The sequence below is a fragment of the Streptococcus sp. genome (assembly GCF_030825805.1).
In the GTDB taxonomy this organism is placed as follows: domain Bacteria; phylum Bacillota; class Bacilli; order Lactobacillales; family Streptococcaceae; genus Streptococcus.
Window position 1 is genome coordinate 10,285 of sequence record NZ_JAPJPF010000003.1, and the last position, 14,761, is coordinate 25,045.

General features: G+C 40.5%; 10 protein-coding genes and 1 other annotated feature. All 10 genes read left to right on the forward strand.

The features are described 5' to 3' along the window. Window positions 1-129 precede the first annotated feature (129 nt). The 10 genes from RCH62_RS00960 (at window position 130) to RCH62_RS01005 (ending at window position 14,665) form a co-directional block, all read left to right on the forward strand. Window positions 130-7,785, forward strand: a complete 7,656-nt coding sequence (locus RCH62_RS00960; protein ID WP_306474418.1) for a GEVED domain-containing protein — start codon at window positions 130-132, stop codon at window positions 7,783-7,785. Between the two features lie 150 nt (window positions 7,786-7,935). Continuing rightward, window positions 7,936-8,448 (forward strand): dihydrofolate reductase, encoded by a 513-nt coding sequence (locus RCH62_RS00965; RefSeq protein WP_306474419.1) that lies wholly within the window; start codon window positions 7,936-7,938, stop codon window positions 8,446-8,448. Window positions 8,449-8,658: 210 nt separating this feature from the next. After that, a complete protein-coding gene (gene clpX / locus RCH62_RS00970; RefSeq protein WP_048691279.1) occupies window positions 8,659-9,891 on the forward strand; it encodes an ATP-dependent Clp protease ATP-binding subunit ClpX in 1,233 nt (410 codons plus the stop codon). Window positions 9,892-9,902: 11 nt separating this feature from the next. After that, window positions 9,903-10,499, forward strand: coding sequence for a ribosome biogenesis GTP-binding protein YihA/YsxC (gene yihA / locus RCH62_RS00975; protein ID WP_306474420.1), 597 nt, complete (start codon window positions 9,903-9,905; stop codon window positions 10,497-10,499). A gap of 146 nt (window positions 10,500-10,645) precedes the next feature. Then, window positions 10,646-11,344 carry a glucosaminidase domain-containing protein gene (locus RCH62_RS00980; RefSeq protein WP_373689704.1) on the forward strand — a complete coding sequence of 233 codons (699 nt, stop codon included), beginning with the start codon at window positions 10,646-10,648 and terminating at the stop codon, window positions 11,342-11,344. A gap of 189 nt (window positions 11,345-11,533) precedes the next feature. Next, window positions 11,534-12,331: a formate/nitrite transporter family protein gene (locus RCH62_RS00985; RefSeq protein WP_306474421.1), complete on the forward strand. Its 798-nt coding sequence runs from the start codon at window positions 11,534-11,536 to the stop codon at window positions 12,329-12,331. A 61-nt stretch (window positions 12,332-12,392) separates the two neighbouring features. After that, window positions 12,393-12,528, forward strand: a sequence feature (ribosomal protein L10 leader region). A 38-nt stretch (window positions 12,529-12,566) separates the two neighbouring features. Continuing rightward, complete coding sequence (gene rplJ, locus RCH62_RS00990) at window positions 12,567-13,067, forward strand: 50S ribosomal protein L10 (RefSeq protein WP_001287273.1); 501 nt, start codon at window positions 12,567-12,569, stop codon at window positions 13,065-13,067. Between the two features lie 77 nt (window positions 13,068-13,144). Further along, window positions 13,145-13,513, forward strand: a complete 369-nt coding sequence (gene rplL / locus RCH62_RS00995) for a 50S ribosomal protein L7/L12 (protein ID WP_048716072.1) — start codon at window positions 13,145-13,147, stop codon at window positions 13,511-13,513. A 202-nt stretch (window positions 13,514-13,715) separates the two neighbouring features. Further along, window positions 13,716-13,889, forward strand: a complete 174-nt coding sequence (locus RCH62_RS01000) for a hypothetical protein (protein ID WP_000159607.1) — start codon at window positions 13,716-13,718, stop codon at window positions 13,887-13,889. Further along, window positions 13,886-14,665, forward strand: coding sequence for a replication initiator protein A (locus RCH62_RS01005; protein WP_306474422.1), 780 nt, complete (start codon window positions 13,886-13,888; stop codon window positions 14,663-14,665). Before RCH62_RS01000 ends, RCH62_RS01005 begins: the two co-directional genes overlap by 4 nt. The last annotated feature ends 96 nt before the right edge of the window (window positions 14,666-14,761 follow it).

The following is a 14,761-nucleotide window of genomic DNA, read 5'->3' on the forward strand; positions in this document are numbered from 1 at the left end:
TTTTAAAAAATTGATCAATTTTTGAGACATTATATTTTGAATAGTTAAATTAATTTGATAGAATTGATAAGGTTAGGCATTAGCCGTAAAAATATAAATATAAGTTTTAAAATTTTTGGAGGAATTTAAGTGAGTAAGGATTTATTCAATGATCGTATTAGCAGATTTTCAATTCGAAAATTGAATGTCGGAGTATGCTCGGTTCTTTTAGGAACGCTAGTGATGGTTGGGACAGCTTCAAGCGTCGCAGCTGATGAAAACACCGAGAACCAAGTAGGGGTTGCAACGAAAGAAGAAGCAGGCCAACCTGCGATTACAACTGAAGCAACTTCTTCAACAACAAGTGAAGTTTCAACTTCAGCTACAACATACCAAGCTGAAGCTCCTGTAACTGCTACAGAAACAGCCCCTGTTGAAGAGAAGGCTCCAGTAGCAACTCCTGCAGTGGCAGAAGGAACAACAAACCCAAGTAATAAGGGAACAGAAGGAACAGCAACTAAAAATAAAGAAACAGTTTCTGCAGCTGTAGTAGCACCTGCGCCAGAAACACCAGCTGTTCCAGTAGCAACCCCTGATGTTCGCCGTCGTAGTCGTCGTGCTCTTGGTGATGCCAATGATCCTAACTTGATTGGGGATGACGTTGAAGATGCAACTTCAACTCCAAAAGTTGAAAAACCTGGTTTTACAACAGACCTTGACGCAAAATCTTTAACTAGCCAGATTACATGGTTGGACTTTGGTGATGTAGCCAACTGGACAGGAGCAAAAAAAGTCATTGTTCCTAAAAATGACGCATTTCCTAATAAAGATTTACAAGAAAAACTAGCACTTCAAGTTGGGGCTACTTATACCAAGGAAATCATGCCTGGCTATGTAGTCACTGTAAAAGTCAAATCCTTGAAACCTTTCCAAGCGACTGAAATCTATAAAAAACGGATGGAAGAGCAAGGGGCTACAGAAGCTGAAAAAGCAACCTATGATCCAAATGCAAAAAATGGATATGTAAAGGGTGTTACTTCAACAGGTGCTCGACAAGCTTTTAACAATGGTGAGGAAGCCGACGTTGTCGCTGATGCTCAAAATCAATGGACTGAAATTAAACACGAAAATGTTGATACCAAAACCAAGCAGACTACTATGGGTTCAGCTTTGAATGGTGGAAATATTGGAGTTCAGTTTGAAATTTCTGCAACCTTCCGTGGTAAGAAAGTTAAGCCAGCTATTGTCATGGCCGATGGTGAGTCTGCTAACCCTGGTGAATTTGTTATGTTCACTACCAACGGAGAAGGTTGGCAGCACCTTGGGGAATGGAAAAAAACTAGTAGACCGGCCACCTCTGTACCTTATGTTCCACAAGATACAGAGAACCTTTTGGGACCTAACCCTAAATACAAAAATATAAACCTAAATTCACTTCGTAATTCTACTGAAGTTGGACCAGAAAAGAAACCAGTAGCATGGAAATACTTTGGAAATCCTGACAAAGTTACGGGTGGTCTAGGAACCGGTATTTTTGGACCAAACCTATCTGCAGGGAATAACACAGTTCCACTCGTGATGACTCGTGGGGCATCTGAAGTGGGACTTTACATCGCTTCAAGTGGTAAACAGTCTGCTATGCTAGGATTCTTCCCACTTGATGAAGGAGATGCTCCTGAGTCATATGGCAAGGCAGTCCATACCATTGCAACTGTAGACGGTGTTACGGGAGCTAAAGTAAATCAACCGTATCTTGGTAACGTTAGCCCAGATATGGATGAGAATACAACTCTCGACTGGTTCGGTGATGATAAGGCAACTACGGCCGATGAAGGAATTGATCAATTGCTTCCAGATGATCTCAAAGGGACAACCAATGAGATGATCCAGATGGACCGTACCAAACCAGGCAACTACAAGATGTCAATTGAGGCTCATACGGATGGAGCTTCAGAAGCACATATCTATGGATGGGTAGACTTTAACCAAAATGGTAAATTTGATGAAGATGAACGCTCAAATCTCGCTACAATCACACAAGATGGTACTGTTGAGTTGACCTTTGCAAACAGCAAGACTTACATCGACCCAAGCGTTAAAGAGTTAGGTGCTCGTGTTCGTATCGCTAAGAAAGCGAAAGAGATCGAAAGCCCAACTGGCATGGCCTTCTCAGGTGAAGTAGAAGACTTCAAGACTCAAATCACCCACCCACCAAAAGGAGAATTTAAGGATACAAGTGGACCTCAAGGTACAAAACAGACAGCAACTGTGGCCTTTACAGCACGTGGAGAACGCAAGTTTGAACGTAATTCTACTGCTGTTATTGATGAAACTGTAGCACCATACATCGTAGATAAAGATGGCAATCGTGCAACTCTAAACGCAGAAGGTTACTACGTCGTTCAAGGACAAGGTAAGTACAAGATTACTGCTAAGGGTAAAGATGTAGACGTTGAGTTTATTCCTGAGGATAACTTCCTAGGAACTGCTGATGGTATCTCTATCCGTCGCTCAGACAATAATGGCTATGATACTGGTTGGTCAACAAAATTCCCTGATAGCGAACCTAATGTGAATGGCCAATTAAATACTATGGATGGTCAATATGTTCCAACTGTAACACCGATTGACATTGAAGGAGTTGACAAGACTTCTAAAGATATTCAAGGTGCAACTCAAAAAGAAACACCGACCTTTAACACAACTGCGACTAACTCAAATGGTGACAAGATTGCAATCACTCCAAGTGCAGAATATCCTGCTAAGTTGGTAGATCCAGCTACAGGTCGCACGATTGATGAGCCATCTGTAACAGTTGAAGGGGAAGGAACATACACGATCAATCCTTCAACGGGTGAAGTAACCTTCACTCCAGATCCAAGCTTTACTGGTACAGCCAAAGGTGTGGATGTTACATTGTCAGCGCCAGTTGGTCGAAACAAAGATGGTAAGATCCAACAGGAGTACATCAAGACTGCTACAGCTAAATACACACCAACGGTTACTCCAATCACAGTGACTCCTACAGACAAGGTTTCTGTGGATGTTCAAAACGTTCCTCAAACACAAACTCCTACATTTGAGTTGAGCAACGACAAGACTGCTGAAATCACAAGCAAGAAATTGGTGGATCCCGCAACTGGTCAACCAACTGATGAAACAACAGTGACAGTAGCAGGTGAAGGTAGCTATACTATCGACCCAACGACTGGAGCAGTAACATTTACGCCAGAAAAAGACTTTGTTGGTACTGCAAAAGGCGTAACTGTTCAGGCAACTGCTACTATTACAAATGCTAATGGTAAGACTGCAACCATTACTTCAGATGCGACCTACACACCAACTGTTGTGCCAGCAGTTCCAACTGCAAACCCTGCAACTTCTAAAGATATCCAAGGTGCAATACAAATAGGGACACCAACCTTTGCAGGAACTACTGTTCAAGTAAATGGTGAAGATAAAACTATTACCATTAAAGACAATAGCTACACATTGCTAGATAAAGATGGTAACGAAGTTTCAAGCACACCAGCCTTTGCTGAAGATGGTACAACTGAAATTGGTACTTTCTCTATTGATCCAGTAACAGGGCAAGTAACCTTCACACCAACAGACAAATCATACACTGGTAAAGTAACCCCAGCTAAGGTTCAAGCTGAAAGTTCAAACGGTATCAAGGTGGATACAACTTACACACCAGAAATCGTTCCAGTAACCCCAACAGCAACACCAGCAGAAACTATAAATGTTCAAGGTGCCACTCAAACTGGTAAACCAGAATTTAAAGGTGGAACTGCTGATATTGATGGTGTTGAAAAGACAGTAGCCATTAACGAAGCTGTTCCTGCTAAATTTGATGATGGTACAACAAGTAAGAAGGTTGAAGGAGTAGGTACTTACACAGTAGCTCCAGATGGAACAGTTACATTTGTACCAGAAAAATCATTTGTTGGTAAAGCACCAGCAGTAACAGTGGTTCGTGAAGACATAAACGGAACAAAAGCTTCTGCAACATACACACCAACAGTAACTCCGGTAACTCCAACAGCAACTCCAGCTGAATCAGTAGCTCCTCAAGGTGTAGTTCAAACTGGAACAGTAACCTTCACAGAAGGTGATCCAGTTGCGCCAATCGACAAAGATACGATTACCCTTCTTGACGAAAATGGTCAACCAGCAGCTTCAGTAGATGCTAAGTCACCAGACGGCAAGGTTATCGGTACATTCACAGTTGATAAAGCAACAGGTGTTGTAACCTTCACCCCAACAGATAAGACCTATTCAGGTGATGTTGTTGCCGTTAAGGTTCAAGCGAAGGATGCCAACGGTACCCCAGCTGAAACAACATACACACCTAAGATTACTCCGGTTGTTCCAACAGCAGAAGATGTAACTTCAAAAGACAAACAAGGCCAAACCCAAACAGGTAAGCCTAAGTTTACAGAAGGCAATCCAAACATTCCAATGGATGATAATACGCCAGCTACCTTTGAAGATGGTTCAACAACGAAGACAATTCCAGGCGAAGGAACCTACACAGTAGCTCCAGATGGAAGTGTAACCTTCGTACCAGAGAAATCATTCACCGGAACAGGAACAGGCGTGACTGTTAAACGTGTAGATAAGAATGGTACACCAGTAACAGCTAAGTACACACCAACAGTAACCCCTGTAACACCAACAGCGACACCTGCTGAATCAGTAGCTCCTCAAGGTTTGGTTCAAACTGGTACTGTTACATTCACAGAAGGTGATCCAGTTGCACCAATTGATAAGGATACCATTACTCTTCTTGATGAAAATGGCCAGCCAGCAGCTTCAGTAGTTGCTAAATCACCAGAAGGTAAAGAAATTGGTACTTTCACAGTTGATAAAGCAACAGGTGTTGTAACCTTCACACCAACTGATAAGACATACTCAGGTGATGTCGTTGCCGTTAAGGTTCAAGCGAAGGATGCCAATGGTACACCGACAGAAACAACCTACACACCTAAGATTACTCCAGTAGTTCCAACTGCAGATCCAGCAACATCTACTGATATCCAAGGTCAAACACAAACAGGTAAGCCTACCTTCACAGAAGGCAATCCAAACATTCCAATGGATGATGATACACCTGCAACATTCGAAGATGGTTCAACGACTAAGACAATTCCAGGTGAAGGAACATACACAGTAGCACCAGACGGAACTGTAACCTTCGTGCCAGAAAAATCATTCACAGGCACAGGAACAGGTGTAACTGTTAAACGTGTAGATAAGAATGGTACGCCAGTAACAGCTAAGTACACTCCAACTGTTACACCAGTAACACCAACAGCTACTCCAGCTGAATCAGTAGCACCTCAAGGTGTGGTTCAAACTGGTACTGTTACCTTCACAGAAGGTGATCCAGTTGCACCAATCGACAAGAATACCATTACTCTTCTTGATGAAAATGGCCAGCCAGTAGCTTCAGTAGTTGCTAAGTCACCAGAAGGTAAAGAAATTGGTACTTTCACAGTTGATAAAGCAACAGGTGTTGTAACCTTCACACCAACTGATAAGACATACTCAGGTGATGTCGTTGCCGTTAAGGTTCAAGCGAAGGATGCCAATGGTACACCGACAGAAACAACCTACACACCTAAGATTACTCCAGTAGTTCCAACTGCAGATCCAGCAACATCTACTGATATCCAAGGTCAAACACAAACAGGTAAGCCTACCTTCACAGAAGGTAATCCAAATGTACCTATGGATGATGATGTCCCAGCAACATTCGAAGATGGTTCAACAACGAAGACAATTCCAGGCGAAGGAACTTACACAGTAGCTCCAGATGGAAGTGTAACCTTCGTACCAGAAAAATCATTCATCGGAACAGGAACAGGTGTGACTGTTAAACGTGTAGATAAGAACGGTACACCAGCAACGGCTAAGTACACACCAACTGTAACTCCAGTAACTCCTACAGCTGAAGAAGTCACTTCAATTGATAAACAAGGCCAAACCCAAACAGGTAAACCTAAGTTTACAGAAGGTGATCCAGTAGTCCCAATGGATGATGATACACCAGCTACATTTGAAGATGGTTCAACGACTAAGACAATTCCAGGTGAAGGGACCTACACATTAGCTCCAGATGGAACAGTTACATTCGTGCCAGAAAAATCATTCACAGGAACAGGAACAGGCGTGACTGTTAAACGTGTCGATAAGAATGGTACTCCAGTAACAGCTAAGTACACACCAACAGTAACCCCTGTAACACCAACAGCGACACCTGCTGAATCAATAGCTCCTCAAGGTGTTGTTCAAACTGGTACTGTTACCTTCACAGAAGGTGACCCAGTTGCACCAATCGACAAGGATACCATTACTCTTATTGATGAAAATGGCCAGCCAGCAGCTTCAGTAGTTGCTAAGTCACCAGAAGGTAAAGAAATTGGTACTTTCACAGTTGATAAAGCAACAGGTGTTGTAACCTTCACACCAACTGATAAGACATACTCAGGTGATGTCGTTGCCGTTAAGGTTCAAGCGAAGGATGCCAATGGTACACCGACAGAAACAACCTACACACCTAAGATTACTCCAGTAGTTCCAACTGCAGATCCAGCAACATCTACTGATATCCAAGGTCAAACACAAACAGGTAAGCCTACCTTCACAGAAGGTAATCCAAATGTACCTATGGATGATGATGTACCAGCAACATTCGAAGATGGTTCAACAACGAAAACAATTCCAGGCGAAGGAACTTACACAGTAGCTCCAGATGGAACAGTTACATTCGTACCAGAAAAATCATTCATCGGAACAGGAACAGGCGTGACTGTTAAACGTGTAGATAAGAACGGTACACCAGCAACAGCTAAGTACACACCAACAGTAACACCAGTAACACCAACAGGTGAACCAGCCACAACTATTGGCCCTAAAGGACAAGAACAATCTGGTAAACCAAGCTTCAAGGAAGGCGACAGTCGTGTTCCTATGAATGATGAGGTTCCAGCTACATTTGACGATGGTTCAACAACTAAAACAGTTGAGGGAGTTGGTACTTATACAGTAGCTCCAGATGGAACAGTAACCTTCAAACCAGAACCAGAATTTACTGGAAAAGCTCCATCTGTAACTGTTGTCCGTGAAGATATGAATGGAACAAAAGCTTCTGCAACGTACACACCAACTGTACTTCCTGTTACTACATTTGTAGACAAAGAAGGTAAAGCAATACCGGGATATCCAACTGAAGACAATGAACAACCTAAGAAAGATATTCCAGGCTACCGCTTCGTAGAGAGTAAGAAGCTTCCAAATGGTGACACAGAACATGTTTATGAGAAAGTGAAAACTAATCATAAGGATAAGGAAGGTAACGAGATTCCAGGTTATCCAATCGAGGATGGTGAAAATCCTAAGAGAGATATTCCAGGCTACCGCTTCGTAGAGACTAAGAAACTTCCAAACGGTGATACAGAGCACGTTTATGAGAAAGTGCCAACGCCAGATCCAGTGCCAACGCCAGATCCAGTTCCAACACCAGATCCAGTTCCAACACCAGATCCAGTGCCAACACCAGATCCAGTGCCAACACCAACTCCGGTTCCTACACCGGCACCAACTCCGGATCCAGTTCCAACGCCAGATCCAAAACCAGTTCCAGAAACTAAGGAAACTAAATTCATCAATCCATCTGATGAAACAGCAGTTCTTCCTGAAACTGGTACAGAGGAAACTTCTAAAACTGGTCTTGCTATTCTTAGCGCCTTGACTGGTCTCTCATTATTCGGACTTGCTAAACGCAAAAAAGAAGACTAAGATTTAGGATTTGTCTGATCAAAACCGCGAGAAATCGCGGTTTTTTTTGACGAAAAACTTGTAAAGTTTTGGTCAATGAACCAATAGTTGGAAACAGTCTTTTCTAAAAAAATTTGATAAAATAGAAGTATCAGTGTAAAGGATGTAAGAATGAGTAAGAAAGTAATTGGTATTTGGGCTCAGACAAAGAATGGAGTTATCGGCAAGGACCAGGTCATGCCTTGGCATTTACCATCTGAATTGCAACACTTTAAACAAACGACAACGGGCCATGCGATCCTTATGGGGAGAGTTACCTACGAAGGGTTAAACAAACGTGTCCTTCCAAATCGGACCAATATCATTCTCTCTAGAGATGACAAGTATGATGTAGAGAATGAAAAGGTCTTGTTAAAAACTTCTGTAGAGGATGTTTTAGACTGGTATAAGGATCAGGATCAGTCACTCTTTATTATCGGTGGGGAGAAGGTGATTCGCCTTTTCGAGCCTTATCTAGAGGAGCTTTACCAGACTGTCATCGATGCCCAATTAGAAGGAGATACGTATTTTCCAGAAGACTTCCATTGGGATCAGTTCCAGTTACTGGACGAGCGGACGATCGAAAAAGACGAAAAAAACCCTTATAACTTTACCATTAGACATTTTGAAAGAAAGGAAGACTAGTTCATGGAACGTAGTATCTTTGGCTTTTTTACAGCGGTTTTATGCGTGATTTGCCTAGTATGTGCTTCTCAGACCCTTCGGAAAAAGCGCTATGGATTAGCCATTCTATTTTTGTTAAATGCCTTTACCAATCTTGTGAATTCTATTCACGCCTTTTATATGACTTTATTTAAATAAATTACAAACAGACTTTAGAATCGGGAGAAGAAAATGCCTACAAATCAATCAAATGATATGATGGTTTATTGTTCGTTTTGTGGTAAGAACCAAGACGAAGTACAGAAGATTATCGCAGGGAACAACGCCTTTATCTGTAATGAGTGTGTTGAGTTAGCTCAAGAAATCATTCGAGAAGAACTAGCTGAGGAAGTCTTGGCAGACCTCTCAGAGGTTCCAAAACCAATCGAACTCCTCAATATCCTTAACCACTATGTTATCGGTCAGGATCGTGCTAAACGAGCACTAGCAGTAGCAGTGTATAATCACTACAAACGAATTAACTTCCACGAAAATCGTGAAGAAGACAATGATGTAGATCTCCAAAAATCAAACATTTTGATGGTGGGGCCTACAGGTTCAGGAAAAACTTTCTTGGCTCAAACTCTTGCTAAGAGCTTGAATGTTCCATTTGCCATTGCGGATGCGACAGCCTTGACAGAAGCGGGTTACGTCGGAGAAGATGTTGAAAACATTCTTCTTAAGCTCTTGCAAGCTGCTGACTTCAATATTGAACGTGCAGAACGTGGCATCATCTATGTTGATGAAATCGATAAGATTGCTAAGAAGAGTGAGAACGTCTCTATCACCCGCGATGTATCTGGTGAAGGGGTACAACAAGCCCTCTTGAAGATTATCGAAGGAACTGTAGCGAGCGTGCCACCTCAAGGCGGACGCAAGCACCCACAACAAGAAATGATCCAAGTCGATACCAAGAACATCCTCTTCATCGTCGGTGGAGCCTTTGATGGGATTGAAGAAATCGTGAAGCAACGTTTAGGTGAGAAGATCATTGGATTTGGTCAAAACAACAAAGCTATCGATGAATCAAGCTCTTATATGCAAGAAATCATTGCGGAAGATATCCAAAAATTCGGTATTATCCCTGAGTTAATCGGTCGGCTTCCAGTTCTTGCTGCATTAGAGCAATTGACAGTGGATGACTTGGTTCGTATTTTGAAAGAACCAAAAAACGCCTTGGTGAAACAATACCAAGCTCTCTTATCCTTTGACGACGTAGAATTGGAATTTGATGACGAAGCACTTGAAGAAATTGCAAGCAAAGCTATTGAACGCAAAACAGGTGCTCGTGGATTACGCTCCATCATCGAAGAAACTATGTTGGATGTGATGTTTGAAGTTCCAAGTCAAGAAGATGTCAAATTGGTTCGAATCACCAAAGAAGCAGTTAACGGAACTGAAAAACCAATTTTAGAAACTGCCTAGAAAGAAATTCTATGAAAGTGAATACTCATAATGCGGATATTCTCTTGAGCGCTACCAATAAAAGCCATTATCCTCAAGATGATATCCCAGAAGTTGCACTTGCCGGTCGATCAAATGTCGGCAAGTCTTCTTTTATTAATACCATGCTAAATCGCAAGAATTTGGCCCGTACGTCTGGAAAACCAGGGAAAACACAGTTATTAAACTTCTTCAATATCGATGATAAATTACGCTTTGTCGATGTACCTGGCTATGGATATGCTCGTGTCTCTAAAAAAGAACGTGAGAAATGGGGAAAGATGATCGAAGAATATCTGACATCAAGAGAGAATTTAAGAGCTGTTGTCAGCCTGGTTGATCTTCGTCATGAACCCTCAGCTGATGATGTCCAAATGTACGAGTTTTTAAAATATTACGAGATTCCTGTTATCTTGGTTGCAACCAAAGCCGATAAAATTCCAAGAGGAAAATGGAACAAGCATGAATCTATGATCAAGAAGAAATTGGATTTTGATAAAACAGATACCTTTATCATCTTCTCATCCATTAATAAGACAGGAGTAGAAGAAGCTTGGGATGCAATTTTTGACTATAGCTTTTTGGAATAAATCGTATTATTACTAACCTGTTATTTATTTATTTGATTTATCTCGATATTGTAATTAAAATGTAATATTGAGCTCAACAATTTAATGCTTTTCTGTGCTATAATCATCTTAAAGAGTTTTCATTAAAACATTAGGAGATTATCACATTGAAAAAAATACTAAATAAATCGAAATTGATTGGATCCTTAGTGGCTCTAGTAGCTGCAGGAACAGTAGCGGCAGCTATGAGTGAGCATGTAGGGAACGTTGATGCTAATGATGGTGCTTATACTCAATACGCAGATCCAACAGAAACTTTCATCTCACAAATCGGTGAATCTGCTCGTCAGCTTGCTCAAGAAAATGATCTTTATGCTTCTGTTATGATTGCTCAAGCAATCTTAGAAAGTGGAGCTGGTCAATCTGGTTTGTCATCTTATCCTCACTACAACCTTTTTGGTATTAAAGGTAGTTATGCTGGTCAATCAGCTGTGATGCAGACGTGGGAAGATGATGGTAATGGAAATGCCTATACCATCAACGATGCTTTCCGTTCATACCCTAGCTACTATGAATCATTACAAGACTATGTTGCTGTTTTGAAACAAGGTCATTTTGCAGGCGCTTGGAAGAGCAATACAACAAGCTACCAGGATGCGACAGCTGCTTTAACGGGTGTCTATGCTACTGATACAAGTTACTATGCAAAATTGAACCATATCATCGAAACTTACAATTTGACTCAGTATGATTCACCAAGTGTATATGGAGGTTATGAAGGTACGGTCTACAACCCATATCGCCAACAATATACAACTCAAGAAATCTTGAACTTGGATATCGCATGGGCAAATCGTTTCTTGTAAGATATGAATTAAATTGAACGATAAACAGGCCATTAAGGTCTGTTTTTTCTTTTAGTCGTTTTAAATCGTTTTATATCATTTTTCATTGAAAACAGTATTTTTTATATTATTTTTCTGAAAACCTTTTCAGGAGGTTCTATCTATGATATAATGAAGAAGTTCACAAATTCAATATATAAGGAGATTCAGATGGGAGAATCAAATTTTGTTCTTAAAGTAGAGGCAGCATGTCAAAAGAAGGAAGAACTATATACAGCTTCTAAGGCTCGTTATGCTGTTCGCTCTATGTTTGCGGGTGCATTTCTCACAATGAGTACAGCAGTTGGGATTGTGGGAGCAGATTTGCTCAATACCTTCTTGCCAGGTTCCGGTCGTTTCTTGTTTCCATTTATTTTTGCTTGGGGATTGGTTTATTTACTCTTCTTAAATAGTGAACTAACGACTTCAAATATGATGTACCTGACAGCTGGAGTTTATCTTAAGAAGATAAATTGGAAGAAAGCTTTAGAAATTCTACTATATTGTACATTCTTTAATTTAGTTGGTGCCTTGTTCCTTGCATTTCTCTTCAGTCAGACAAGTGCTTTTGCAAATCTGAATCCAAAAGGCTTCCTTGGTTCGGTTGTAGAGTTGAAGTTGCAACGTTCTAATCAATTGGTTTTCTTTGAAGGGGTTGTTGCCAACATCTTTGTTAATATAGCCATCTTGTCCTACCTCTTCTTTAAAGATGAAACAGCTAAAGTTCTGATGGCTTTGTCAGCTATTTATATGTTTGTTTTCCTTACGAATGAACACATCGCGGCAAACTTTGCTTCTTTCTCATTAGCTACTTTTAACTCTATTTCGAAAGATTTGCCTCACTTAGAGTTCTTCAATGTGCTTCGTCATTATGCAGTCACTTTTGTAGGAAACTGGGTAGGTGGAGGAGTGATCATGGGCTTGGCCTATGCATGGCTCAATCGTACCAAGACTATCTATAAAGATTAACTATTTTAAAAAAAGTTTGCAAAAATACTTGCATTCTTTTTTTTTATGTGATACACTAAATAACGGTTTGAAAAAACTGCCTAAGACAGTAGGGGAGCTCGACTCATAAAGATCCTACCGAGGACAAAACGTATCATGTAAAAAGAAGCGTATTGTACTTTCGTGTCTAGGTTTGGGCGCGTTTTTCTTTTGGAAAAATTCCCCAAGCAAAATAATTACGGAGGTGAACACACTAATGAGTGAAGCAATTATTGCTAAGAAAGCGGAACTAGTTGACGTAGTAGCTGAGAAAATGAAAGCTGCTGCATCAATCGTCGTTGTGGACGCTCGTGGTTTGACAGTAGAACAAGATACAGTTCTTCGTCGTGAGCTTCGTGGAAGCGAAGTTGAGTACAAAGTGATCAAAAACTCAATCTTACGTCGTGCAGCTGAAAAAGCTGGTCTTGAAGATCTTGCATCTGTTTTTGTTGGACCATCTGCAGTAGCATTTTCTAACGAAGATGTTATCGCACCAGCGAAAATCTTGAACGATTTTGCTAAAAACGCTGAAGCACTTGAAATCAAAGGTGGTGCAATCGAAGGCGCTGTCGCATCTAAAGAAGAGATTCTTGCTCTTGCAACTCTTCCAAACCGCGAAGGACTTCTTTCTATGCTCCTTTCTGTACTTCAAGCGCCAGTGCGCAACGTTGCTCTTGCAGTCAAAGCGGTTGCAGACAACAAAGAAGACGCAGCTTAATCTTAAGCTACGCAGCGTAGCCTAGCTACAAAAAAATAAAAACATAAAATATAAAAACTTATTTGGAGGAAATAACAATGGCATTGAACATTGAAAACATTATTGCTGAAATTAAAGAAGCTTCAATCCTTGAATTGAACGACCTTGTAAAAGCTATCGAAGAAGAATTTGGTGTAACTGCAGCTGCTCCTGTAGCTGTTGCTGCAGCTGGTGCTGCTGACGCAGGTGCTGCTAAAGATTCATTCGACGTTGAATTGACATCTGCAGGCGACAAGAAAGTCGGCGTTATCAAAGTTGTACGTGAAATCACTGGTCTTGGTCTTAAAGAAGCTAAAGAACTTGTTGATGGTGCACCTGGTGTTATCAAAGAAGGTGTTGCAGCTGCTGAAGCTGAAGAACTTAAAGCTAAATTGGAAGAAGCTGGAGCTTCAGTTACTCTTAAATAAGAGGCATATACCAATTAGAATTCGGAATACTATAGTATCAGCCTTTTAGAATCGTGAACACATTTTAGAAACTGATAAATTAATTTAGTTTCCTGCCAAAAACCCTACCAAAAATTAATTTGGCAGGGTTTTTCTTTTTAATAAAATTATTTTGGAGAACAGTTGAATAATTGTTCTCCTTTTTTTATTTTCTGGAGGGAAAATGACAAAAGAATTACAATCATCACGCTATATTGTCATTTCATTTTTAGTACGTGAAATGGGAATAGATATTGTTGAGGCCATATCTCTTATGGCTGAATTGGAAAAAAGTGGCTTGGTTCGCTTGGAATCAAGTGGAGATTTAATACTCAAAGAACTTGGAGGAGCGCTATGAAACGAATTACCGCAAATCAATACCAAACTTCAGAACGGTATTATAAATTGCCTAAAATTCTTTTTGAGGATGAGAAATATATGGATATGAAACTAGAAGTAAAGGTGGCTTACTCCATTTTAAAAGATCGCTTAGAATTATCTCTCAGTCGTGGTTGGATAGATGAAGAAGGAGCAGTCTATTTAGTATTTTCTAATTCTAAACTGATGAAGCTGTTAGGTTGTTCGAAGTCAAAACTACTATCAATCAAAAAAATTCTTAAAGAATATGACTTAATTGATGAAGTTCAACAGTCTTCAAGTGAGAAAGGAAGACTAGCTAATAAGATTTATTTAGGGGAATTATCTTCAACCCCAGTAGGTAATTCAAACAGGGCTAGTGTTAAAAAAAGACTAGGGCAGGTTGAAAATGAAACGGCCCCCGTCTCACATTCAGCCCCTAGTGAGACTGAAGTTAGTGAGACTAAATATAGTGAGACTGATTCTTTATTTATTGAGGATGAGGAGGATAGGAATACTCAACCTATCTTGAAAAGAAAAGTTGAAAAGGTCACAAAATATGATCGAGATTATATTTGGGGATTGGTACAAGATCAATTTAGACGAGAAGGTTTTTCTGAAACAGCCAGTGAAATTGCTATGACTGATTTTGAGAGAATCTATCAGTATGCTCTTGACAATGTTCACTTTGTTAGACGAGCGGAAGTACTTGCTGAATTTGTGTTTAATGGCCTATATTCCGTTTGGAATAACCGTGTTAGAAAAGGAGGTGGTTAAATGTCACCAATCGAGTGGATATTAGTTATGCTCATTTTCATTTCAAGTGGTGTGACTCTTTGGACATTGATAGTCAATCAGAAAGGGGTGATAAAG

Coding starts and splice junctions, on each gene's coding strand:
- RCH62_RS00965 (WP_306474419.1), top strand. CDS start 7,936: ATGAGTAAGAAAGTAATTGGTATTTGGGCTCAGACAAAGAATGGAGTT.
- clpX (WP_048691279.1), top strand. CDS start 8,659: ATGCCTACAAATCAATCAAATGATATGATGGTTTATTGTTCGTTTTGT.
- yihA (WP_306474420.1), top strand. CDS start 9,903: ATGAAAGTGAATACTCATAATGCGGATATTCTCTTGAGCGCTACCAAT.
- RCH62_RS00985 (WP_306474421.1), top strand. CDS start 11,534: ATGGGAGAATCAAATTTTGTTCTTAAAGTAGAGGCAGCATGTCAAAAG.
- rplJ (WP_001287273.1), top strand. CDS start 12,567: ATGAGTGAAGCAATTATTGCTAAGAAAGCGGAACTAGTTGACGTAGTA.
- rplL (WP_048716072.1), top strand. CDS start 13,145: ATGGCATTGAACATTGAAAACATTATTGCTGAAATTAAAGAAGCTTCA.
- RCH62_RS01000 (WP_000159607.1), top strand. CDS start 13,716: ATGACAAAAGAATTACAATCATCACGCTATATTGTCATTTCATTTTTA.
- RCH62_RS01005 (WP_306474422.1), top strand. CDS start 13,886: ATGAAACGAATTACCGCAAATCAATACCAAACTTCAGAACGGTATTAT.